This is a genomic window from Nostoc sp. C96 (genome assembly GCF_059384975.1).
Genome location: NZ_CM182020.1, coordinates 6,574,541 through 6,598,771 on the forward strand (window position 1 = coordinate 6,574,541; position 24,231 = coordinate 6,598,771).

General features: G+C 40.9%; 22 protein-coding genes and 1 other RNA gene. 6 read left to right on the top strand and 17 right to left on the bottom strand.

The window, feature by feature from the left end:
* Nucleotides 1-418: 418 nt before the first annotated feature.
* Complete coding sequence (hemN, locus tag AC504W_RS27990; RefSeq protein WP_494875539.1) at nucleotides 419-1,801, bottom strand: oxygen-independent coproporphyrinogen III oxidase; 1,383 nt, start codon at nucleotides 1,799-1,801, stop codon at nucleotides 419-421.
* Between the two features lie 418 nt (nucleotides 1,802-2,219).
* Nucleotides 2,220-2,936: a biliverdin-producing heme oxygenase gene (locus AC504W_RS27995; RefSeq protein ID WP_494875541.1), complete on the bottom strand. Its 717-nt coding sequence runs from the start codon at nucleotides 2,934-2,936 to the stop codon at nucleotides 2,220-2,222.
* Between the two features lie 487 nt (nucleotides 2,937-3,423).
* Between AC504W_RS27995 and acsF the strand changes: the two genes are divergently transcribed.
* The 5 genes from acsF to AC504W_RS28020 all read left to right on the top strand — a co-directional run bounded on the left by acsF (nucleotide 3,424) and on the right by AC504W_RS28020 (nucleotide 9,229).
* Entirely contained in the window at nucleotides 3,424-4,500 is a 1,077-nt protein-coding gene (gene acsF, locus AC504W_RS28000) for a magnesium-protoporphyrin IX monomethyl ester (oxidative) cyclase (protein WP_494875543.1), read from the top strand.
* A gap of 126 nt (nucleotides 4,501-4,626) precedes the next feature.
* Nucleotides 4,627-4,839, top strand: a complete 213-nt coding sequence (locus AC504W_RS28005; RefSeq protein WP_494875544.1) for a hypothetical protein — start codon at nucleotides 4,627-4,629, stop codon at nucleotides 4,837-4,839.
* Between the two features lie 40 nt (nucleotides 4,840-4,879).
* Nucleotides 4,880-5,620 carry a cytochrome c biogenesis protein CcdA gene (locus AC504W_RS28010; protein ID WP_494875545.1) on the top strand — a complete coding sequence of 247 codons (741 nt, stop codon included), beginning with the start codon at nucleotides 4,880-4,882 and terminating at the stop codon, nucleotides 5,618-5,620.
* Nucleotides 5,621-5,623: 3 nt separating this feature from the next.
* Nucleotides 5,624-7,003: a cytochrome c biogenesis protein gene (locus AC504W_RS28015; protein ID WP_494875547.1), complete on the top strand. Its 1,380-nt coding sequence runs from the start codon at nucleotides 5,624-5,626 to the stop codon at nucleotides 7,001-7,003.
* Nucleotides 7,004-7,720: 717 nt separating this feature from the next.
* A complete protein-coding gene (locus AC504W_RS28020; protein WP_494875548.1) occupies nucleotides 7,721-9,229 on the top strand; it encodes a DUF4114 domain-containing protein in 1,509 nt (502 codons plus the stop codon).
* Nucleotides 9,230-9,380: 151 nt separating this feature from the next.
* Here AC504W_RS28020 and queF read toward each other — a convergent pair whose 3' ends face one another.
* The 8 genes from queF to fni form a co-directional block, all read right to left on the bottom strand.
* Nucleotides 9,381-9,779, bottom strand: a complete 399-nt coding sequence (gene queF / locus AC504W_RS28025) for a preQ(1) synthase (protein ID WP_494875549.1) — start codon at nucleotides 9,777-9,779, stop codon at nucleotides 9,381-9,383.
* 112 nt (nucleotides 9,780-9,891) lie between these two features.
* Nucleotides 9,892-10,287, bottom strand: a complete 396-nt coding sequence (locus AC504W_RS28030; protein WP_103123470.1) for a hypothetical protein — start codon at nucleotides 10,285-10,287, stop codon at nucleotides 9,892-9,894.
* A gap of 160 nt (nucleotides 10,288-10,447) precedes the next feature.
* Nucleotides 10,448-10,828, bottom strand: a complete 381-nt coding sequence (locus AC504W_RS28035; RefSeq protein ID WP_494875551.1) for a phasin family protein — start codon at nucleotides 10,826-10,828, stop codon at nucleotides 10,448-10,450.
* Nucleotides 10,829-10,853: 25 nt separating this feature from the next.
* An RNA gene (gene ffs / locus AC504W_RS28040) (signal recognition particle sRNA small type) lies at nucleotides 10,854-10,950 on the bottom strand.
* A gap of 36 nt (nucleotides 10,951-10,986) precedes the next feature.
* A complete protein-coding gene (locus AC504W_RS28045; RefSeq protein WP_494875552.1) occupies nucleotides 10,987-11,253 on the bottom strand; it encodes a YciI family protein in 267 nt (88 codons plus the stop codon).
* Between the two features lie 89 nt (nucleotides 11,254-11,342).
* Nucleotides 11,343-11,954 carry a PEP-CTERM sorting domain-containing protein gene (locus tag AC504W_RS28050; protein WP_494875554.1) on the bottom strand — a complete coding sequence of 204 codons (612 nt, stop codon included), beginning with the start codon at nucleotides 11,952-11,954 and terminating at the stop codon, nucleotides 11,343-11,345.
* A gap of 231 nt (nucleotides 11,955-12,185) precedes the next feature.
* Entirely contained in the window at nucleotides 12,186-14,018 is a 1,833-nt protein-coding gene (gene sppA, locus AC504W_RS28055) for a signal peptide peptidase SppA (RefSeq protein ID WP_494875556.1), read from the bottom strand.
* Between the two features lie 69 nt (nucleotides 14,019-14,087).
* Complete coding sequence (gene fni / locus AC504W_RS28060) at nucleotides 14,088-15,137, bottom strand: type 2 isopentenyl-diphosphate Delta-isomerase (RefSeq protein WP_494875558.1); 1,050 nt, start codon at nucleotides 15,135-15,137, stop codon at nucleotides 14,088-14,090.
* Nucleotides 15,138-15,413: 276 nt separating this feature from the next.
* Here fni and AC504W_RS28065 point away from each other — a divergent pair, with 276 nt between their 5' ends.
* Nucleotides 15,414-16,472: a HEAT repeat domain-containing protein gene (locus tag AC504W_RS28065; RefSeq protein ID WP_494875559.1), complete on the top strand. Its 1,059-nt coding sequence runs from the start codon at nucleotides 15,414-15,416 to the stop codon at nucleotides 16,470-16,472.
* Nucleotides 16,473-16,720: 248 nt separating this feature from the next.
* Here the strand turns inward: AC504W_RS28065 and AC504W_RS28070 are convergent, their stop codons facing one another.
* From AC504W_RS28070 to AC504W_RS28100, 7 genes are all read right to left on the bottom strand, one after another.
* A complete protein-coding gene (locus AC504W_RS28070; protein ID WP_494875560.1) occupies nucleotides 16,721-17,299 on the bottom strand; it encodes an HMA2 domain-containing protein in 579 nt (192 codons plus the stop codon).
* Between the two features lie 256 nt (nucleotides 17,300-17,555).
* Complete coding sequence (locus tag AC504W_RS28075; RefSeq protein WP_187308023.1) at nucleotides 17,556-17,858, bottom strand: DUF5132 domain-containing protein; 303 nt, start codon at nucleotides 17,856-17,858, stop codon at nucleotides 17,556-17,558.
* A 71-nt stretch (nucleotides 17,859-17,929) separates the two neighbouring features.
* Entirely contained in the window at nucleotides 17,930-20,278 is a 2,349-nt protein-coding gene (locus AC504W_RS28080) for a heavy metal translocating P-type ATPase (RefSeq protein ID WP_494875562.1), read from the bottom strand.
* 130 nt (nucleotides 20,279-20,408) lie between these two features.
* The gene (locus AC504W_RS28085; RefSeq protein ID WP_494875563.1) at nucleotides 20,409-20,615 is read right to left on the bottom strand and encodes a hypothetical protein; all 207 of its coding nucleotides are present in this window, start codon (nucleotides 20,613-20,615) and stop codon (nucleotides 20,409-20,411) included.
* A 215-nt stretch (nucleotides 20,616-20,830) separates the two neighbouring features.
* Nucleotides 20,831-21,970, bottom strand: a complete 1,140-nt coding sequence (locus AC504W_RS28090; protein WP_494875564.1) for an HMA2 domain-containing protein — start codon at nucleotides 21,968-21,970, stop codon at nucleotides 20,831-20,833.
* Nucleotides 21,971-22,066: 96 nt separating this feature from the next.
* Nucleotides 22,067-22,600 (bottom strand): peptide deformylase, encoded by a 534-nt coding sequence (gene def, locus AC504W_RS28095; RefSeq protein ID WP_494875565.1) that lies wholly within the window; start codon nucleotides 22,598-22,600, stop codon nucleotides 22,067-22,069.
* Nucleotides 22,601-22,819: 219 nt separating this feature from the next.
* A complete protein-coding gene (locus tag AC504W_RS28100) occupies nucleotides 22,820-24,064 on the bottom strand; it encodes an HhoA/HhoB/HtrA family serine endopeptidase (RefSeq protein WP_494875567.1) in 1,245 nt (414 codons plus the stop codon).
* Between the last annotated feature and the right edge of the window lie 167 nt (nucleotides 24,065-24,231).

Here is a 24,231-nt window from a genome sequence, read left to right on the forward strand (position 1 = left end):
AACATTGATTTCTTGGCGTTTCTCCCAGATGAGGTAACTTGTAAAGTCAAAAGATAGATAGGAGGTGATCTACCGATTTATAGATAAAAATATCCTGATATATGCAACATCAGTATTTTGATTAAATCTCATTGAGGATTCATATATTTTAGATAAATTTTAGTTTTTAAATCTCAGCTATATGCAGAGAATATAAGATAGTACTGTTTTATTCTTAGGACTTACACAGGATACCAAAACTAAAATTTTAGCAAAGTGCTGAATGCTGAGTATAAATCTAGCCGTTATTATGGCTTTGAGCAATCAACAATTTCCTAACATATTAGGCTGAAACTATATAGATGGGTCTGGGATAATATTCAGCCAAACCCTGACACCCTGACACCTAAACTTTGGCTGAAATCATTACAATTATTTGTTAAATTGTCCGGGAGAATTGTTTGTCTTGCTTTTGATTATGAGCATCAAAAACAACAGCAATGTTTCTCACTAATAATCTGCCTATATCTGTAATTTGAATGTAATGGGCAGATAATTTAATAAGTCCATCTGCTGCTAATGGTTGCAATGCTTCTAGTTCTTGAGAGAAATATTGATCAAAATTGATGTGATATTTCTCGGCAATATCTTGTTTATACAACTGAAAATGCGACATAATGCACATGATCACATCTCGGCGGATAATATCATCTTGAGTTAGTTTGATACCTTTACTAACAGGTAAAAGATTGTTAGCAACTGCCTGATAATAATCTTTCAATTGTTTGTGGTTTTGGACATAGGCATCGTTTAACATACTAATTGATGTTGCACCAAACCCAAATAAATCTGTGCCAGCGTGGGTAGTGTAGCCTTGAAAGTTGCGCTGGAGGGTGCGATTTCGTTGGGCGATCGCTAATTCATCATTAGGTTTGGCAAAATGATCCATACCAATAAATAAATACTCACTATTGGTTAATTCCTCAATAGTCATTTCCAAAATTTCTAATTTTTCTTGGGGTTTAGGTAAAGCCTCTTGCGGAATATTTTTTTGCGCTGGTTTTAACCAAGGCACATAAGCAAAGTTAAACACCACAATTCGATCAGGATCTAGAGCAACTGTCTTTTTGATTGTCTCTCGGAATGTCTGGAGAGTTTGATAAGGTAAACCATAAATTAAATCGACATTTACGCTGTCAAACTTGGCTGCTTTAATCCAGTCCATGACATTGAATAATAATTCTTCTGGCTGGATGCGATTGACTGCTACTTGTACTTCGTTATTAAAGTCTTGGATGCCAAAACTAACACGATTAAATCCTAGTTCCCGCAAAAAGAAAATATATTCTTTATCCACATAGCGGGGACTAATTTCAATGGAAATTTCTGCTTGGGGGTCAAACTCAAAATGTTGTGTAATCTTTTTCCAGAGAAATTCTACTTGGTCAAGCTCTAAGTAATTGGGTGTACCACCACCCCAGTGCATTTGCAATACCTTTCTATCTGGAGAAATCAAGGTAGACATATTCCTGATTTCTTGAGCTAAATGTTCTAGATAAGGTTTGGCAATATTCTTGTTGTTGGAAATTACTGTATTACAGCCACAGAAATAACAAGCACTTTGGCAAAAAGGGATGTGGAAATAAAATGATAGCGGAGATTTTCTTTGATTGGAAGCGGCGATCGCTGCATGAAAATCAGCTGTCGTAAATGCTTCATTTAACTCTGTCGCAGGTGGATAACTGGTGTATCTTGGTGCTGCTGTGTCGTACTTTTTGACCAAATCCAAATCAAATTTGACACCAGGTGATATGAATACCATCAAAACCTCCAATGTATTGGGTAGCCTGTATTTTCAAACTCTCAAATCACAACGAGGCTGAAAACCAGTCTGAGTAGTTGGTTGTATAGCAATCTGATTTAATTGCTGAATTACTTGTAGAGATGGGGAATGGGAAACAGCAAGAAGAAAGAAGGGTCTACCTCAGCTTTGCAAAAATCAAATAGCCATCCTGTATCGTTATGAGAAGTGGCAACTTGTTGATTTTGTTCACAGCCAACAAATTGCCCATAGATTTTCTATTTGCTAGTGCAAAGCAGCAGAAATATTCATACTGAGTCAGATATTCTCACCCTGCGCCTCTACTCTTCTAGCTTTTCCGTCTAGCTGCTGTCTAGTTTAGATATCAGTTGCGGTGCATGATGTGTTGACTCCAACCAAACAGCTAATTTCTCGAAAATTAATTAGTGGCGGCAGCTTCAGTGCTACCTGGGTTATGAGAACCAGTCAGGTTATTAAATAGTACTTGACCGATCGCTCTAATTAAACTTCCTTCTAGTTCTTCAGCCATTTGCATGTTCAAACTAAAGGCATAATTGGCTTCAGCTACAATGCTTTCGGCTGTGGCATCATCAACAGGTACAGCGTTTAAAGCATCCCGGTATTTGTCTTTAAAGGCTTTTTTGTCGGGAATTTGGTCAAAGTTATAAAAAGATGTACCTTCGTAGCCAGACAGCTTGAGGGTTGATTGGGCAATTTTTTGTAACATCTGACCACCAGAAAGGTCGCCCATGTAGCGGGTGTAGGCATGACCGATTAATAAAGCAGGTGCAGATGCAGATAATTGTTGAATGCGGGCGATGTACTTTTTGGCATTGTTGGAAGGTGTGATTAAATTCCGCCAGTCGTTGCCATAGTAAAATACCATGTCTGTTTCTAAAGCTGCCCGGCGATTCAGTTCGGGAAAGTACATCCCACCAATTACAGGATTGTTTTGGTGACTGGCTAAGGCTGTTTCTAGTTCGGTGTACACAAAATACAAGTTGCCAAGAAACTTCGCAAAGCAGTCTTTATCTACAACACCTTTGAGAAAACATTTCATGAAGCCGACATTTTCTGCTGCTGTGTGAGCTTTTTGCGTACCAGAACGCAGTTTTATGGCTAGATTGCTACTCATTTTTGGTTCCTTCATCACCGACTTACATTAATTAAGAGGCTAGGCGCTAGTATTCTTACTCAGCACAGGCTGAACGCCTCGCTACCGCTAACAGCCCTTTTACAAGAATTTACGTCAGAGATAGAGAATTGTTATTCTAGATGTAGAGGGGAAAAGCATCGGCATCACTTCAACCAGCAAATACCACTGCCGATACTGTTCTTGGGGATTTTTGTTCTCCCAAAATCATTTAACTATCAATACTTGTATAACTATACAGCTATTAATATTTCTTTATATTCCTATATGTTTGGACAAAATGGAGATGCTGCATTGCTACATCTCTAAAAAGCGGCAAAATTAGCTAAAAAATAGGTGCTAAAACCCTGAGAAACCGAAGCATTAAGGTTATCTCGTGAAATCTGCTTTTCAATAATTTAACTGATGTGGAATAACAACATTTTATGCTTATATAACTATTAAAAGATGAAACAATTAAAGGAGTCTCATGGTCGATTCAGTGGCAACTCCAGAGCCTCAATTGCTGAAGCCGGGTGTTAAAGCACCTGTTGCAGAAACATTATTAACACCTAGGTTTTACACCACTGACTTTGATGCAGTGGCGAAATTGGACATATCGGCTAATGAAGCAGAAATCCAGGCGATCGTTGATGAACTGCGTGCTGACTATAACCGCCATCACTTTGTGCGTGATGATGAATTTAAACAATCATGGGATCACATTACAGGGGAAAAACGCCGCGCCTTTATTGACTTTTTAGAACGCTCTTGTACCTCAGAGTTTTCTGGCTTTCTGTTATTTAAAGAATTATCTCGCCGCCTGAAAAAAAATAACCCGCTGTTATCAGAAGCCTTTGAATATATGGCTAGAGATGAAGCTCGCCATGCAGGATTTCTCAACAAATCAATGGCAGACTTAAAATTATCTCTAGACTTAAACTTTTTAACTAAGTCCCGCACATATACTTTCTTCCCGCCAGAGTGGATTATTTACACAGTTTACTTATCGGAGAAGATTGGTTACTGGCGTTATATCTTAGTTAATCAGCACATGCAGGAGCATCCAGAATACCAGTTTTATCCACTGTTCCGCAAATTTGAGAGTTGGTGTCAAGACGAAAATCGACATGGGGATTTCTTTAAAGCATTGCTGCGATCGCAAACCAAACTCTGGAAAAGTTGGCAAGCCAAATTGTGGGTGCGGTTCTTTCTCCTGACTGTGTTTGCTACCCATACAATGACAGTATTTGAACGCGCCTCATTCTACGAAGCAATTGGTATTCATCCCCGTAAATACAACAACCGAGTTATTCAAGAAACAAACAATACTTCTGCACGAGCATTTCCCCTCATCCTCAATACAAATCACCCGGAATTTTTCTGGCGCTTAGAACAGTGTTCTGAGAACAACTTGAAAATCGTTGCAATTAACAAAAGTAATCAGCCAAGTTTGGTTAAATTCTTCCAAAAAATCCCGCCAATTCTCGCCATTGCTTGGAATATGTTACAGCTATATCTCATCAAACCAATCGATACAGAAACCACACGCGGCACAGTTCTTTAGTCTGTTTAAATAATTTGGGATTTGAGATTTGCGATCGCAAAGCCTGCGCGACAGCATAACGCACCGCCAGATATCTAGCGGTGCGTTACCGCTAATCTTCGGCAACACCATGTTCATAGCGCAGTAATGAGTATTTCGGTTGCAGATGCAGTTTTAGAGTATGCCAAGCACAAGCAGAGTGATGTAATTGTTTTAGGCGCTTCCTATGAAGGATTTTTGCAGCATCTAGTACACGGCAATATTCCTGCAACTCTTTTGCGTAATCGTCAACATACTGTCTGTAATTGTAGTACAGGCAATTTATACATAAAAAATTTCTTTAAAAGGGAAGTAAGCTAAAATTCAAGCATATCAAGCATTTCCAGATTAAAAATACCTTATGTTGGAGACTTTACAAACTCGAATTTATGAACTCGAACAATTTGCCAACAACCTAGTTGCTAACCAACTCACACACCTGAGTTTATTGAGCGTTGGCATAATTTTTATGGCTGGCTTACTTACTAGCCTAACTCCCTGTATGTTGTCGATGCTACCCATTACCATCGGCTATATCGGGGGCTATGAAGCAAAAAGCCGCTTACAAGCAGCAGCCCAGTCAACTTGGTTTGCGTTAGGGTTAGCAACTACCCTGGCTGGCATGGGTATCATAGCTGGTTTAGTCGGCAAAGTCTACGGACAAATCGGTTTTGGTTTACCAATTATTGTGAGTGTCATCGCCATTATTATGGGGTTGAACTTACTCGAAGCATTACCCATACAATTTCCTTCTTTGGGCGAGACGAACTGGATTTCCCCAGATTTACCTCCGGGAGTGCGTTCTTATTTTATCGGCTTAACTTTTGGCTTAGTGGCTTCTCCTTGCAGCACGCCTGTTTTAGCCAGTTTACTAACTTGGGTAGCCAGCACACAAGACGTAATTTTAGGCGCAGTTTTGTTACTTTCTTATACAGCAGGGTATGTTGCACCATTAATTTTGGCAGGTACTTTTACCGCTGCGATCAAAAAACTGCTGGAGTTGCGTCGTTGGTCTGGTTGGATTAACCCAGTCAGCGGGGCGCTATTGGTAGGATTTGGTGTCTTTTCTTTGATTTCTCGCATTCCCTTTGGCAGTTTGTAACCCATGACTTTAGATAATTCAGCGTCTACAGAATCAAGTTGGTTGTCAGCACCTTGGCGCTTTATGCGAAAGGAGGTTTTGCCTGTACTGACAGACTTACGATTGGCGATCGCCTTATTCTTAATCATCGCCCTGTTTAGTATTAGCGGTACTGTGATTGAACAAGACCAGTCAGTCAGTTTCTATCGCACTAACTACCCAGAACATCCTGCTTTGTTCGGTTTTCTGACTTGGAAGGTCATCTTAATAATTGGCTTAAACCGTGTTTATCATACTTGGTGGTTTACCGCATTACTTATCTTGTTTGGTAGTAGTTTGAGCGCTTGTACATTCACACGTCAATTACCAGCCTTAAAAGCTGCTCAACGCTGGAAATATTATGAAGAACCCCGACAATTTCAAAAATTAGCTTTAAGCGCAGAATTAGATACAGCTGCTTTAAATTCTCTCACTCCATTATTACAAAATCGTCGTTATAAAATTTTTCAAGACAAAGATAATATCCTCTACGCCCGTAAAGGTATAGTCGGACGTATTGGCCCGATTATCGTGCATATTGGCATAGTCACGATTCTGGTGGGGGGAATTTGGGGGTCTATGACTGGATTTACCGCCCAAGAAAAAATTTCTAGTGGCGATAGATTTCAGGTAGAAAACATTATTAATGCTGGCCCTTGGGCAAACACCAAACACTTAAAAGATTGGTCATTGCATGTGAATCGTTTTTGGATTGATTACACACCCTCTGGGAGTATTGATCAATTTTATTCGGATATGTCAGTTTTAGATAATGACGGTAAAGAGATTGACCGTAAGACGATTTTTGTGAACCAACCTCTGCGTTATCGAGGCGTAACTTTCTATCAAGCAGATTGGGGCATCTCCGGTGTCCGGTTTCAATTTAATAACAGTCCTGTGTTCCAACTACCAATGGCGGCCTTGAATACCAGCCCTCAACAAGGAAGACTCTGGGGAACTTGGCTTCCTACTAAACCAGATTTGAGTGAGGGCGTGTCTTTGATTGTGAAAGATTTGCAAGGCATGATATTAATTTATGACTCCAAAGGTCAGTTAATTAATACCGTGCGTGCTGGTATGGCGACCGAAATCAACGGTACGAAACTCAAAATCATAGAAATTATTGGTAGTACTGGCTTACAAATCAAATCTGATCCTGGGATACCAATAGTTTATGGTGGTTTTGCCATTTTGATGGCGGGTGTAGTCATGAGTTACTTCTCCCATTCGCAAATTTGGGCATTACAAAAAGGCGATCGCTTGTATGTAGGTGGTAAAACCAATCGCGCTCAAGTTGCGTTTGAAAAAGAGGTCTTAGAAATTTTGAATGGACTGAATTCACAGTCAACAGCAGCCGTGGGATAGATTTCAACTCTTTACCCTCTTCATTATCTCTCCACTAAAATCAACACGTACATAAATTATGAAGGCTGAATAAACATAGTGATTTTCTCTGTATCTTCACTGTAATTATTCAGCTTTTATATTTTTTAGTGTGCAGATAAATATATTATTTACTGAGAAATCTAGATAATGCTGTTTTTTTCAGACTTTCATATAATCAAAATATATTGTAATTAGTTTTATCATCTAAATGATTATAGATTTTTACTCTAGAATCTTTGCAAAAATCATTGTTAGAGAAACTAAGTTACACATAAATTTTAAGTCTACTTTATAAATCCAGTATTGCAGTCATTAGATTTATAGAGTTTTATTTATTATGATATCGATTAATTAATATATTATTTCATCACTACTGAGATGCAGATACTTTCCTCAAGACTGTCCTCTCATATTATCTGTATTTTTACCAGTTTTCGATAACTAAAATTTGTTGCCAGATAACAATCAGTCCCAAATTCTCATATCTGTTCGCTCGGTTGGTATTTCGTTATAAAGACTTGGCAAAAACAACTTTTAACTATAGACATTAAAAATCTTAATGGGATACAAATGACTTACCCGAAAAAAAGTAGCTCTAATACAACCAGTATTTTCCAACGGCAACCAAGTAAATGATTGAAACTTCACTAGTTAATTAAAAAAAATCAAAACTTAGTTAATTGCGTATCAATATCTATGACAGACATGAACAGAATCCGCTTTGTACTGATTGCTGCTACTTTGACTTATTCACTTTCTGGTATGGGTTCAGCAGGTGCAACAACTACCAACACTACATCTACAAAAGTAACTACCATTCAACAAACCATCAAGGAAGCTTCAATAGCTGCCAAAAAGGCGAAAGAAAGCTTAGATACACTGAAAAAAACAGAAGATATACTGACAAAAACTACCCAAACTGCAACCAAAGCCAAACAAGATGCCATCAAGGTTTTAAATTCTGCTGAACAGACATTTCAAAAAACAGATACAGATTTTATTGCAGCCAAAGCAGCGTATGATGCGGCCAATAAGACTTTAACTGATGCCAAAACAGTCTATGATGCCGCTAATAAAACCTTGACTGATTCCAAAACAGTCTATGATGCCGCTAATAAGGCTTTAACTGATGCGAAAGCTACCCTCGCAGCGGCTAAAACTCAAGCGCAAAAAAGTGCAGCACAACAAACCGTTACTAACGCTACTACAGTCTTTAATACTGCAAATACCAAGTTGAATGATGCAAAAACTCAGTTTAGTACTGCAACTACCAAGCTGAATGATGCAACAAATAAATGTAACACTGCAACTGGTAAGTTAAATGATGCGACAAGTAAGCGCACTACGGCTGAACAAGCAAGAAATCAAGCTAGTCAACAAGCGCAAACTGTCACTGCAAATGCGGACAAGTCAGTTAAAGATGCTGAAGATGCTAGAAATCAAGCCAAATTAGAAGCAGACAATGCAGCTAAATATTCCGTAGAGGCACAAGAAGCCTCCAAAAATGCTAGTGACTGGAGTACGATGAAACGACCCACTGTCAAAGATAGATCAGAAGACAAAAATTTCTTATCTATACTGCCCCAGTTTCAAGCTTTAGTACAAAAAGAAGGTGTAGCGATTCCCGCAGATCAAGTCAAAGCACAGAAAGTAGACTTTTCTCAATTATTCTTGGCACAAAAGCACAATGTACGTGTTTGGTTCCTGAATGAAGGCGCTGCTTATAAAAACCAGTTAGCCTATGAATCCATTCGGGGTGAAAAATACGATAAAGGTATGATATTTGAAAATGTCTCTTGCAACAGCACCAAGAATAAGTGTGAAAAAGGCGAGAAAGATGGTGTTTTAGATATCGGTGATTTTGTAGATTTGGGTAGTTTTAAATCTGGTACACAGCTGAATTTCTTACTCAAAGCTGATGGTTATAGCGCGAAACCACAAAATGGCGATATTTATGGTGCAGATCCAACTCTTAACCCTGATGGGTTACAACACTTAATGGGTTGGAAGATTGGCAATTATTTGATGATGGGTTTTGAAGATTTACGCAATGGTGGCGATAAAGATTACAACGACACAATTTTTGTTGTTGACTTTGGCAAAGATAATCTCAAAGCCTCTGCTGTACCAGAACCTTCCGCTACACTGCCAATTTTAGGTTTAGGTGCTGTAGGAATGCTGAAGTTGCGTCGCCGTCGTCGTTAATAGTTCAGGAATTACGCATAAAGGTTGTCTGTAGAGAATGGGTTTAAGGGTGTAGGGGTTTTGAACACTTATACCTCTTTACCCTACCCCCCAACCCTTGATTTTTAGTCTCACTGGGTAAGTGCTAATTTTGTTATTTAAGCATTAGCGGTTAATTCGCTGATGCTTTTTGATGGCGTACTTCAATAACTGTATGTACGTTACCACGCGGAGCAAAATCTGCTTTTACAGTAATTTCTAGCGGATCACAAGCTGCTACTATGTCATCTAAAATTTGATTGGCAGATTCTTCGTGGGAGATATAGCGATCGCGGTAACTGTTAATGTAAAGCTTGAGGGCTTTTAATTCTACTACCCGTTCATCTGGTATGTATGTAATATAAATGGTGGCAAAGTCAGGATAGCCGGAAAATGGACATTTACAGGTAAATTCCGGCAAAGTAATGTTGATATCATATCGCCTACCTACTCGCGGATTGGGAAAGGTAATTAAATTACCTTCCGCAATGTTGCGTTCGCCATACTTAACTTCTGATGTGTCATTGGTCATTAGTCATTTGTCCTTAGTCTTCTTTCATTTGTTACCTCAGCCATAATAGGCGAAAAGCTGATTAAGATAAAAATTCTTTGACCTTTTGCCTTTTTACTTTTGCCTTGTTGTACTACTCTTGTTCCCAATCGGGACAGTTCTGATCATCCCATCCGTGGGGGTGCATGGCACAAACTAGCAAGTTACCACCGTATACTTGACCGTGGTAGTTTGTACAACCTACACAGGCAGAATTTTGTTCTGGTGTAGCTTCCACTGAGTAGGGAAAACCTGGATCTGCATCTGTAACTATATCTTCCAGTTCCCAATACATTTCTAAGAAGGGTGCAGATATTTCCTGTAAGTATTGTTCTACTTCAGCGGCAATATTATTTTGTACTTCCTCAGTTAATTCTTCTGTGAGGTCAAAAAAGCTATCAACCATATCATTCATTCCTTGAAAGAAGCGTTCTACTTCCTCTGCCACTGTTTCAACGATTCCCATTAAATCTTTTTGCCATTGTTCCATAAATTTGACGCTCTGCTGGCTATAAAATTAGGATGCTAATAACCACCCAACTTGAAGTATATAAATACATTCTAGGCAATGTATGTTGTCAACTTCCTGGGTGGGGCAGCGAGTTATTGTACTATTTACTGCTGATACTGAAGGTCAAAACTACTATTTATCAATCGCGTTGCAGTTTTTTTAACTCTTCTTGCAGTTTTAGCACTTGGTCACGCAAGTCATCCACATTTTCAGTTGAGGTCTCTTTTACGGTTGGCGCTTCATCTTCCTCTAGGATTTCGATGCGACGAGGTTCAGAAGGTGTTGTTTTTTCAGCATTATCAGCAGGAGTTGGTGGCTGTTGCGCTTGCGTCATCATGTCTTCCACGAAGCGGCGGGCTTCTTCTGTATTCATTTCGCCCCGCGCTACCATTTCATCTGCCAGTTTTTGGACTTGCGATCGCAATTCGGCTAATTTACCTCCCGCTTTCTCACCTGCGTAAGAAGCTAACCCAACACCAAGGTAAAAAGCTTTTTGTACAATATCTCCAAAACCAGGCATTGCTGCTGATCGCTCCTAAAAATAGGGGAACCCGGAGACTACGCCTACTACAAGCATCCCGTGTTGCTGCTACCTTCCGGTTCTGACAAGGTTTAGGCGTTGCAGTCGCATAGATCCAGGTCTAATAAAATAATAACACGAAAACTCGTAAGTGTGATCTACTCAACTACAATTTTCCATTCGTAAAGTTGGTAGTTGACACAACCGTTTTTTACCAAGGGGTCAAGTGCAATTATGGCTTGTGCTTCTTCCATAGAAGCCGCTTCAAACAGCAACATTCCGCCTCCCATTTTTGCCCAATAGCCTGTTTTGGCTTGATGCCCTTTGGCAATTAAATCTTGTACGAAGGCTTTGTGGGCAGGTACATACTGGTCAAAAATGGTTTTATCGACTACACCTGACTCGATCTTGACAAACCACGGCATTGTGCTAAAAACCTCATAGGAGCAATAACTAGCTTCCATCACCATAAATCTTTTGAGAGACGTTGCTATGCCACGTCCCTATTTCGATATTACGAAGCTTGTGTGTGTTTCTGTTTAGTCAATTGTAGTGATTGCTGGCGTTTAAGTGCAGACACCGTGCCAAGAGTGCCGACAGCCAGTAAGCTCAAGATGGATGTAGGTTCGGGAATAGAGATAATCCTGGCTGAAAAAGCTACTGGTAATTCACTATCTTCTGTCCCCAAATTTCCAGACCCTAACACAAATGGCGGTGCTGAAAAAACCTCTAAATAACCTGGTGTCGCCAGAAAACTAGCGAAAAACGGACTAGCATAGTTTCCTGAAGATGTGGAATAACCAAAACCGTCACCTGTTAACTGCTGGCTATTAAGACTAATTAAATTGTCCACGTTAAAAGGTTCGTTACCAGGAATTGGAGTCCCCGTAAGTTGCAAACCAGTAATTGTTTCATTATTACGTGTGCCACTAATTCCCAAAATCTGGTAAAAACCAGAATTGTCAGGAGTGTCATTAGTAATGAGATTACCGCTTGCTGTAATACCAGAACCAAAATAACTCCATTGCCAATTCAAACTAGCAGCAGAGACTGCTTGCATCGTTCCAAAAATCAATCCCGATGCAACTGTCAAAGCTGTAGTAGATAGTAGAGCTAGATTTTTCATAGAGTATAGTTGGGGGTAGATGCGTAGCTGTAAAGCCGCGCTGCGAAAGGATGAGTCATTTCCTGGCGAATGCTGAAGCTGTTTGTATAGCTTCGTTGAGAGTGACGCAGATATTTCACCCGAAAAGCTTGTGGCTAAACATCAAAAACTTTCTATGTTAATTGATATTGGAATCTTCAACCAAGGGCAGTTTAACATCAAAGATACTTCGTTTATCCGTATAGTAATTACTTACTCGATTTTTAAATTAAACGGCAAACGCGCATAAATTCCATTAGGGTCATTCATACTTTGGAATGACTCTAATTCTTGTTGCAGTTTTTGGAATTCCGCAGTCAGAGGCGCAGATGCTTTGATTTGTTGTCCCTGAATTTTGAACTTTACACTAGCCTCTTCAACGGCTTTGCCAAACAAAATTTCGTTTAAACTGCTTTCTTTGGGGTATTCTTTTAACTGCCAATTGTTACCTAAATTTGCTTTTTTGGCGGCGTATTGCAAAGCTGCATTCAGTCCACCGATTTCGTCTACTAAACCAATTTGTTTAGCTGCTACACCAGACCAAACCCGTCCTTGGGCAATTTCTGCGACTTTTTGTGCTGGTAGTTTGCGCCCTTGGGAAACTTTATTGAGAAATAGACTGTAAATACGGTTCACACTGCGCTGATAAAGTGCTATTTCTTGGGGGGATTTTGGACGAGAGACAGTTTGATTATCAGCATAGCGTGCTGTTTTGACGACATCCCAAGTGATGCCGTTATCATTCGCTAGTTTTGCCCCGTTGAACAGGATACCAAATACACCTATTGAACCAGTGATTGTATTTGGTTCGGCAAAAATGCGGCTAGAATCACTGGCTATCCAGTAACCTCCAGAGGCAGCAACATCACCCATTGATACTACTACAGGTTTAATTTCATGGGTTAACCGGATTTCTCGCTGTATGACTTCGGCTGCTGTCGCACTACCGCCGGGACTGTTAATTCTTAAGACAACGGCTTTGATATTTTTATCTTGGCGGATTTTGTTGAAGATTTTAGCAAAGCGATCGCCTCCTACTTGTTCATCATCACCTTTACCATCAACAATTTCGCCTTCGGCATAAACTACGGCAATTTTATTGTTAGATTCTCTTTCGACACTTTGGGATTTATGAATAAATTGGGCGTATTCTGAAAGGTCTACTTGACGGAAAGTTTTATCGTTTTGATCACTACCTGTGAGTTGTTTTAAATCGGCAACTACTTGATCATGGTATGCCACTTTATCAACCAAACCATTAGTTTTGGCTACAGGTGCTTCGAGTATGGCTTGATTATCGGCGATCGCCTGCAATTTTTGCGGGTCGATTTTCCGGCTTGTACCAACTGTAGTCCGCCACTCACTCCACACATCGTCTAGTAGTTTCTGTGTTTGTTCACGATTTTCGGGACTGAGTTTGTTGAGAATTAAGGGTTCGACAGCACCTTTAAATTTACCAACCCTGACAACCTGAACTCCAATACCAAATTTCTGTAACGCTCCTGCTAAGAACATCTGTTGGCTGCTCAAACCATTGACTTCGATTGCTCCCAAGGGATTCAGGACTACGGTATCAGCAACGGAACTGAGGTAATATTCTTTTTTGCCCCAATCTTGTCCATAGGCGACTACTTTTTTCCCTGCGGCGCGAAATTCTTCTAAGGCTTTGCGAATTTCTTTGAGGGAAGCGAAACCTAGGTTACTACCTGCTCCATGTGTTCCATCTAAATATATGCCGACAATTTTCGGATCTTGTTTTGCTTTGTCTATAGCATCTAGAACTTTGCGGAGTGTGATTCGGTCTTCTGGATTACCTGATAATGTTTTTTGTAACTCTTCCCCTGCACTAGGTTCTCGATCGGTGATATTTAAGGATAAGTCAAATACTACTACAGACTTATCTTTGACTATTGGACTAACATCTTGAGAAGCGGCGATCGCAAACAACAGTAGTAATAGCCCGGTAGTACTAATTCCACAGAAAATAAATAGACCTAGTAAGCTGCCGATTAAACTGGCAACAGTTTGTTTAAGAAAATTATTCATTAGTCAATAGTTATTAGTCAATAATGAGTGGTTATGAGTAATTTGCTACAAAGACAAATTACTACTGTTTTATTGTATGCGGTGTAAACTTCCAGAGTTTTGTAACTGCTGTAAGTTTGCGTTACCAGTACAAAATAACACTGTGACGATTTCTGCAATTAAAACTTCAACTAACTCAGCAATGGCGGCTTCTGAAACTACGGCTGCTTGCAGAAAAGGCATGGCTAAACCGACGATATCTGCACCTAAAGCGATCGCTTTGGCAACATCTAAGCCGTGACGCAAGCCACCAGAGGCAATTAAGGGAATATTCGGTGCGAGCGATCGCACACTTGTAATACACTCTGCCGTTGGGATACCCCAATCTGCAAATGTTGCGCCTAACCTACGTTGCAAAGCATTTTCTGCCCGTTCACCTTCTACTTTCGCCCAAGAAGTTCCCCCCGCACCTGCAACATCAATGGCTGACACCCCAGCCGCCAGCAGTTTTTCAGCCATTGCACCAGAAATACCATTGCCTACTTCCTTGGCAATCACAGGTACACTCAACTCACTACATAAATCAGTAATATTATCAAGCAATCCACGGAAATTCACATCGCCTCTAGGTTGAATGCACTCTTGCAGAGGGTTGATGTGCAGAATCAACGCATCAGCTTCTAGCATATCGATGATCCGCAGACATTCATCTAGACCATATTTATAGTTAAGTTGCACAGCACCCACATTGGCAAACAATAATATATCCGGTGCATACTTGCGGATAGCAAAAGTGTCAACTACCTGGGGTTTTTCTACCGCCACCCGTTGAGAACCGACACCCATCGCTAGTTTATATTGTTGAGCAACTTCCGCTAAACGGCGATTAATAGTTCCGGCTTCTTCAGTTCCTCCAGTCATGGAAGAAATTAATAATGGTGCTGCTAGGTATTTACCTAAAAAATTTGTGCTTATATCAATATCGTTGCGGTCTATTTCTGGTAAACAACAATGGACAAAACGATAATTTTCTAATCCACTGGTTATTTCACGACACTGAACGTCTTCTTCTAAACAGATACGGATATGATCTGCTTTACGTGACTGAGTTTGTGCAAAATTGCTAGTAGGAGCTTTCACTGGTAGGTATAACTCAAAGCAGTTGTGATAACTATTTTAGGACTTCCGCACAAAAGTGAGAGCAGGTGATAGGTTACAGGTTATAGGTGAAATCCCATCAATGTTTAGGACTGGAGAAGGGTTTATAGTTTTTGCACACCCACCCATACACCCATTCACCACAAACAAACTTGGTGCGTAAGTCCTAAATGTATTTGTACATAAAGATTTTGAATGGTAATATAAAGCACTGAGGATACAAAATAGCATTATTGTATACAGAAGTACATATTATTTATGGCAAAACACATTTACTTCAACTTCTGGGCTAGAGTTCCTAATTGGTTATTAGCACACCGTATGGCGGTAACTGTGTTGACTTTTGTATCACCTTTTGTAGTTAGCGGTACCAGTTATAAAACTTTGGCACAAACTCCCAATGGACAGAGAGTTGATCAGTTAATCCAAAGTTTCAGCAATGAAGATTTATTAGAACAACTGAATACTGCGACAACTTTAGGCAACCTCAATGATAGAGAGTTTAGTAACGAAGCATTAGATAAACTCCAACAAGCATTAGTTAACCCAGATTGGCGCGTGCGTAGTGGTGCAGCCTTAGTTTTATCGCAAAAAGGTGGTGTAATAGTTAAAAATGCTTTACCTGCATTAGTTAAAAATCTTCAAGACGAGAATTGGTTTGTTCGCAGTAGTGCAGCTAGAGCTATTGGCAATATTATTGCTGAAGATACTGGCGATGCCAATGGCGCAAATACTGTGATTGAAGCTGCTAAGTTTTCTAGTTATTTGGTTAATGCACTGCAAGATTCTGACTTTTCGGTACGTTTTAGTGCGGCTACAGCTTTAGTCAAGTTAAATACTAAATCGTCATTTATTGTATCTCGCTTAATTTCCAATCTGAGTAATACTGACGATCCACAAACTCGCCTGGCTAATGCGGAAAACCTGAAAACAATTAGTAATGAAGCTACTCCTATTTTGCCAAATATTGGTAAAGCTCTGCAAAACACCGAACCATCAGTGCGAGGACTCGCTTTAGAAACTATTGGTAGCATTGGCACCGATACTAGTGCAACTATGCCTTATTTAATTCAAGGTTTGCAAGATCCAGATTGGACGGTGCGTAGCAAAGCAGCTAGAGCGATTGTGAGAATAGTTACTAATCTGCAAGAAAAAGCTAGAGCAAATTTTGTCACTGCATCTGATATTAATGCCATAGATGAATTACAAACGATTCAAAGAATTTTTCAAAATCCACAAAACCATTTTTATAATAATGAAAAAGGAAGTGTCGCTCTAGCTATTGATGCTCTGCAAGCAGCACGTAGGAATAGATAACCAATTTGCGGTGTAAAGGTTATGCTGACTATTTCCCAAATGTTCTAAGTAATTAGAAAAAAATATTTATAGTCATTAGGTAATTAATTCTGTCTGACGGAACAAGGCAAAAGTTAAAAGTTAAAAGGCAAAAGAAAGAAAAAGAATAATGGTCGCAAGCCCCTGTCTTGAAAAGTTTTGCACCGAGATACCCGGAGGCGCAAACTTTTCGCTAAATTTATTTATGAGGATTATCTTGTTACTTTTTACTACTTAGTAAGCTGTGGTTTGCTGGTTCCATGCAGTTTGATAAAACTGTCAAAGGCGTACCATGCCAAAACATACCAAGGAATGATTTCCAGTTGCAAGCCTTTTACTAGCAACTGTCGTACAGACAAACATCCCAGTGCTAAGGGAAATATCAAACGTAAATCAACTAAATTATTTGTGGCTCTTTCCACTCTGTCGTTTAAGTCATAAACAGCATTAGCAACGGTAGCGGCTGCATCGGAGTGGCTTTCGTTAGTAACGTCGGCGAAAATTATGCCGATATCTTTGAGTGTAGCTATTACATTTTGCCAGCTTTCATCATTGCGATCGTGATGAATCACAATACTGCCATTTTGGATATTAGTATTTACCTGACTAATATTAGGTTGAGCATCCAACATTTTGACAATGCGTTGGATTTCCCTAGTTTGACGATGGGATGGTGCAATTCTTAAGCGTAGTCTGCCTGGAGTATCGCTAATGATTTTTGTAGAAATAGGCTGGGATGGCGTGTTCAAGGTGTCTGCCTCCACAACTTTAGGCATCATAGTGACATTACCATGATTATTTGTAAACACATCCACCCTCCTGAATAATCTTTGAATGCTTTTGAGTTTTTTTGACCTACCAGTCTGCTAATTTTGTTTTTCAGCGATAAATTTTTGCTGGTATTTTTTGCTTAATTTGAATCACCACAACTGACAGAGACGGGTAAAATACCCATCTCTTCATTTGCTGGCTTAACTACAAGTCTCATATATGGGTAATAGGAAAGTTTGAAGTATTCAGTATGAAACTTGATATTTCATCCTTTCCCAACAACAGCCTACAAACTTACACACCATTATCAGATGAACTTTCTACCGGGGTAGCAGCTTCAAATAATGGGGTTTCTCTGTCTTCTGCGAGTTCGGCTTTGGCTTCGGCTACGATGTCTTCCCAGGTTTCGCCTAGTTCTGCAAAAGCTCCTTTGCTTTTTTCATAAGCGACAATTCCCCCTTTGATGATGGACTTAGCAATGGGTTTACCAATTCCCGCCACAACAGGGATCAGGACGGGTGCAAGGAGGACTGCACCGATACCAGCTATGATTCCAGGAGCGCCAGCATCTTCAACAAAATCAGTAATTTTCGGCATAATCAAGTATCTCCAGTTGAATTGAAAAATTGTCAGAAAGCTATCTAGCTTAATCTACCCAAGGTCTTACCTCATCTTGCTGATGGGAGAGCTTTATTTGGGGAATTTTTAAGAATTGGACGTAAACCGTTAACACCTGCAACGATGGTTGAACCATTGTTAACTACCGTTGCGCCTAGGGGGTTTAGTCCAAATAGCACAGCGATCGCCATTGCTGCAATATTAGGAATAGCAACAATACTTGTATTTTGACGAATTAACTTTTTGGCGTTGCGTGCCAGGGCGATCGCCTCTAAAATTCCATGTAAGTCGTTTTCCATCAGCACGACATCTGCGGTCTCACGGGCAATTTCTGAACCGTGAGCGAAGGATACCGAAACATCAGCGTAGGCTAAGGCTGGGGAATCGTTGATTCCATCTCCCACAAAGGCGACTGTCTTGCCTTGTTCGTGCAGTTCGCGGACAACTGCGGCTTTCTGTTCAGGGAATGCTTCTGCGTGGGTATTGGCTGGGGCAATTCCTAGTTCTGCCGCTACAGCTTTGGCTGTGCGTTGGTTGTCGCCGGTGAGGATATGAACTTCTACACCTTCGACCGTCAATAGGTGGTTAATTACTTCCCGCGTTTCTGGACGTAGAACATCACTATATCTTATTCTACCGAGAAGTTGCCCATTACTGGCGACATAAATAACAGAATTTACCCGATTGCTATCGTTGAGAACTTCCATGTTTACGCTTTGCTGACGCAAGAAGCGCTCGCTACCGACATAAACAGGTTCGCCATAAATCTCTGCTTCCACACCCAAACCAAGTTTATAGTTCCACTTGCTGCGACTAGGAATCACGGTTTGTTGTGCTTCTGCATAACGGATGACAGCCTCGGCGACTGGGTGGGTGAGGCGTTGCTCCGCCGCGGCGGCTATAGCTAAAACTCTATCGCTGGAGACTTCTGGATGGAAACTATCAACACCAATGACTGCAACTTCACCCTTAGTTAAAGTACCTGTCTTGTCAAATACGATGGTGTCAACTTCGGCCAATTGTTCTAAGGCGCGACCACTGCGGATGAGAATACCGTGGCGGGCGGCATAAGTCAAAGCAGCCAATACTGTTGTCGGGACTGATACCCTGATCCCCGTGGCAAAGTCGAGGGTGAGGACGCTGGCGGCTCTAGCGGCGTTGCGAGTGACAGCAAACACGCCTGCACCTAACAATAAGGTGGGTATAACTGCTTTTTCGGCGATTTTGATGGCGCAGTTTTCCATTCGCGTATCATGGACTGGAGCTTCTTCCATCAGCTTGATACTCTGTCCGGCGCGGGTGTCGTTACCTATGCGTTCCGCCAAAATATAGATGCTGCCTTCCCGTACTAGGGTGGAAGCAAACACAGGTTGTCCTTTGGACTTCAAAACGGGGACTGATTCACCAGTGAGTTTCTGTTCATCTAGTAAGGCTTTACCCCGGAGAATACTGCCATCGACTGGGACTTGTTCGCCGGGATACACAATGACTGTATCCCCACTGCTGACTTCTTTAATCGAGATTTGTACCTTCTCACCATCACGTTCTACCCAGACGAATTGTCCTAGAGAATTGAGCAGATCTAATGTCTGCATTTTGGAAGAACGGGCGGTGCGATCGCGAATATTTTCCCCAATTTCGATTAAACTCAGCATCAATGCTGGTGTGAGAAACTGACCTTGGACTGTGGTAATCACAATTGCCAACAAATCCAACACATCAATAGTCAGTTTACGCTGTATGACGATCCCCGCGATCGCTCTTTGGAAGACTGGCAATGTGGCTAGAGCAATGGTTCCCGCTACCATAATTGGTGGGACAGCAAATCCTAACGGCCCACCTAACACCGCTAACCCAGTGGCTACAGCCGAAAGTTGCAATCCTGGCCAAGCGCTTTCTGCTGCATCTTCTTTTGGTTTAATATCAATAGGCTTTTTCTGATCCAACAGCACAACATTGGCATCATTAGCCGTCATAATCAGACAACTAAGACGCGATCGCATTTTGGCATCACTGACTTGACTCGATTTATAAGTAACAACTAATGAGGCCGCCGCAGGTTTAATTTTGACGCTGGTAACGAGGGGATCAACTTCCAACAAAGTTTGTAGGCGCTGCATGTATGCGTTGTTATCACGCAACTTGGGGATACGCAACCGCATTCTGCCGGGAACTGTATGAACAACGCTGTAAACAACTTGAGAAATTGGCTGATGAGAGCGTTTATAGTTTTTAGCGAGAGACGCTTTGCTATTCTTACTCTGATAACTTTGTGGAGCTAAAACCACTGTACTTACGGTTTCGTAAACCTTCGCACCTAGAGGTACTTCTTCTTTTGCCTCAGTCTCCGAAGATTTTTTAACTGCTGGCGATACTAGTTGTGCTGTCAATGGTGTCATTCCTGATCTCGCTGAAAGTACTAAAAACTTAAATTGATCTCGCAGCAACCTCTCAATTTTCGAGAGCAAATTATCCCCCCAATCATGCAAGACTGGTGAGCAACTGCAAACAAGATTTGCTGATATTTTGTTAAATTCTGCTAATTGGGCTGGCGGCGATACCTGCCGTTGCTTCGTTGGCAGATCGAGTCAAACTAATTAAATTTGTGATTGCTGCTGCATCAACACGGTGCATTCGCTCTTGAGAGTCTCGCAGTGTCCCAGCTTTATCGGTGAGCTTGATTTGCTCTTTGTTCACCACTGGATCTGCTTTGAGCAAGTTCTCTAAGCATTGCACATATTTGCTGTTGCTGAGTTTTGAGTTGGAAGAGGAAACAGTACAGGGGAAAGGGGATATGGGGAAAGCCCTCTCCCCTCTGCTCCCTGCTCCTTGTCTCCTCTGCTTCTTATGACTGGCTGCGATTTTCCAGGGGCTTTCCCCAGGAGGCTGCGATGCCGATGAGGATACAGAACCCTCCATTTTCATCCTCCTGTGTTCCTTAACGGAACGATCTACAACGGAAAGTTCGCCATGTAGGCTAAAGAAAAAGACATAGCTGCGGGCTTCATATCAGCCCATAAGCTGGATATGTTTAGATTGTTACTTTCTGCTGATGTTTTTGTTGTATCAGCCGATACAACAGGCTGGGTAATTTGTTCTATAGGCTGTTGTTGCTCTACGATTTGGACGCTAGGTGTAGGCGGATTTATCTCCAATGCCAATTCCATCAGTTTTACCCAATGGTTGACAGTTACATCACCTGGATGAAATGCGATCGCTATTGATGCTGCATCATAATTCATCCGCACGCTAGTTACATGAGCGTCTGTTTTCAATAACCTTTCCAGCCGTCTTGTGTATGCTTTATCTTGGGCAATGTGGGGTACATGGAACCTAATCCTACCCGGAATATGATGAACTACAGTATAGGCAATGTTTGCTGACGGTTTTACGTCTTGCCTCACTGGTGCAACAACAGGTTTAGTTAATGCTTGTGTCAATTTTGGTGGATTAGTTTTGTTATTTGGTTTTGCAGATTGGCTATTGCTGTCTGATTTGGCAATTTGCGGTTCTAAATAGTCAATTACCCGCCGAGTTGCATCTGCGGTAATCATATAGACTGGGATCGATGCTAATCCACTAATTCCTAAACCTCCTGTGACTGCTAAACCAGTCATCAAAGGAATAAAGGAAATAGTTTGCTCCATCCAAAAGTCAGGAGATTTCCACACCGCAAAAGGATCTTTACTGGTCATTGATTGCGGCGAAATTGGGTAAGGGTGAATATTTAGTTTTTTCAGTATTCCCAATATCTGATGTAATGTCAAATAATTTTCGTCAAAGTTAACAACCAAACTGCCTGATTGCTCGTTGACGGTAACTTCCTTGACTCCTTTGTACTGCTTTAAATATTGGGATAGTAATTCTAGTTTTGAGTTTAAACTGCCGTCAGTAGCGCGGATACGGATGCGATCGTGGGTTGCATGGACAATTTCTAGACCACCAGCTGGCAAATGCGTTTCTAAGTTAGCAGTTGCTAAACTGGGATGTCTATGCACTTTTACTGAATTACTGTGACGCTGAACAGAAATTAAGTCAGGAGACAAAGCCTCTTTCGGACTTAATCCGCGACTACTGAGAGTATTTGTCATTTACTCGATAGTTGCACCAAGGCTCAAAGGTTAACAATAGGTTAAATATAACCTATTATTTCCGTATGTGAAATCGTCCTCAAGATTTATTTTAGATTAAGTAATGTTAATTACCTGTTTTTGGTATTCTTGCTCAGTGATTATATCGTGAGTACTTTCGACGCGATCTATAAATACAATCCCATCGAGATGATCGTACTCATGCTGAAAAATCCGCGCTACAAAGTCAGAGAATTCTTGCTTTTGTAATTGCCCGTATCGGTCATAATATTCAACTTCAATAGTCTGATATCTAGGAACAAATCCTCTAATACCAGGGATACATAAACAACCTTCCCATCCCTTAACAATTTCTGGAGAATGTGACACTATCCTGGGGTTGATTATGGCGGTAGGTTCCATTGTAGGAGCGTTGGGATATCTAGGATTTGGGCGGGAAGCGACAATAAATAAACGCTGTTGTTCGGCAACTTGCGGTGCAGCAATCCCCACTCCATTAGCTGCGGAAACTGTGGCAATTAAATCATCAATTAATTTTTGAATTTTCTCATCATGAATGTTGTCAATCCAAGTTGCTTTTTGGCGAATTACCGGGTCGCCTAACTGCACAATTGGTAGTAAGTCAGCCATACAAAAACTCCTTTGGTGAGTAATAGATAATAAATAAAAATAAAACGATTTTAAATAAAAGTTGACAATTGTGCATTGTCAACTTTTGCAAACATAATATTTTTTAATGATTTACATACAATTTTTTAACCTCAAATACTCAGATATTGGTTTAACCCTTTATACAAGCCAGCGGCTAGGTGCTAAAAGCGTATACCCACTTCACACTTCATCCTTTAATTAGCTTTCTCCTTGCACTGGTAGAGGTGCGGGACGAACGGTAATTTGCGTAGTTTGTCCGTTGCGCTCTACTTGTACTGGTAAAGGATTGCCAATTTGGCTACTTTCCAGGAGCCTTTGTACTTCTTCTACCTTAGTAACAGACTGGTTATTAATTTTTTGAATTACATCCCCTGGCCTCAATCCTGCCGCCGCAGCTGGAGAGCGTGGGACAATACTTACCAATAGCACACCTTTATCTGTCGTCAGATTAATGCGATCGCCAAATCTCTGATTTATCCTTTCTTTAATCTCTGGTGTCAGCGTCACCATCTGTACACCCAAATAAGGATGATCAACTCGACCTTTAGTAATTAATTCTTGAGCAATTTTCTGTACAGTGTTGATGGGAATGGCAAATCCCAAACCTTGAGCATTCCGCAGAATAGCTGTGTTCATCCCAATGACTTGACCTCGTGCATTGAGCAATGGCCCACCAGAATTACCAGGGTTAATGGCTGCATCTGTTTGCAGATAATCAACTCGCTTGTCACTAGCACCAATATCACTACTAGATCGACCAGTAGCACTAATAATCCCCGATGTCACAGTATTGTTCAAACCCAAGGGATTACCAATAGCAATTACCGCTTCCCCTGGTTGTAAAACTTCGGAATTGCCTAAAGATATAGTTGGCAAGTTATTGGCATCTATTTTAATCACAGCTACATCTGTTACAGGATCTTCCCCCAAAACTTTGCCATCAAAGGTTCTCCCATCCTTAAGAGTCACTGTTACAGTATCCGCACCATCAACGACATGAGAATTGGTCAAAATTTGTCCAGAGGAACTAATGATAAATCCTGAACCACTACCCCGTTCAACTCTTTGTCTAGGTTGGGTATCCCGAAAATACCGTCGAAAAAAGGGATCATTAAATTGTTCGGGGACACGAGATGTAATTGTTCTAGATGAGTCGATTCGCACCACTGCACCGCCAACATTTTTCACCACGCCTACAACAAAGTTGGGATCACCAGATGCGGAGATAATAGGTGGAAGTGCGATCGCTGATTCGGGGTTAGATGTTTTGGGTTCGGAAACAAAAGGCTTATCTGTTGAATTTTCAAAGGTTTTAGCAGGTAAAAAACCACAACCGCCTAAAGACACGACTGCTACCCCACTTAGCAGCGTTAACTTCACAATGTTAGCTCTCTTGTTCAAGAGCCAACTCCAGCCATCAATATTCTGCACTGTTGTCTTCATGTGTCTTTGCTTCTCCGTGTTGGTCAGTGGGTGGTAGGATATGACCTACTGGGTAGTCCCAAAATGATTAGAACTCAAAGTTTAGCTTAGGTCTAGATCATCTGAATGCTAAATTGGTGCTTGCTCATATCTTCTATTTTGGCGATTAGCAGCAAAGGTGATATGTG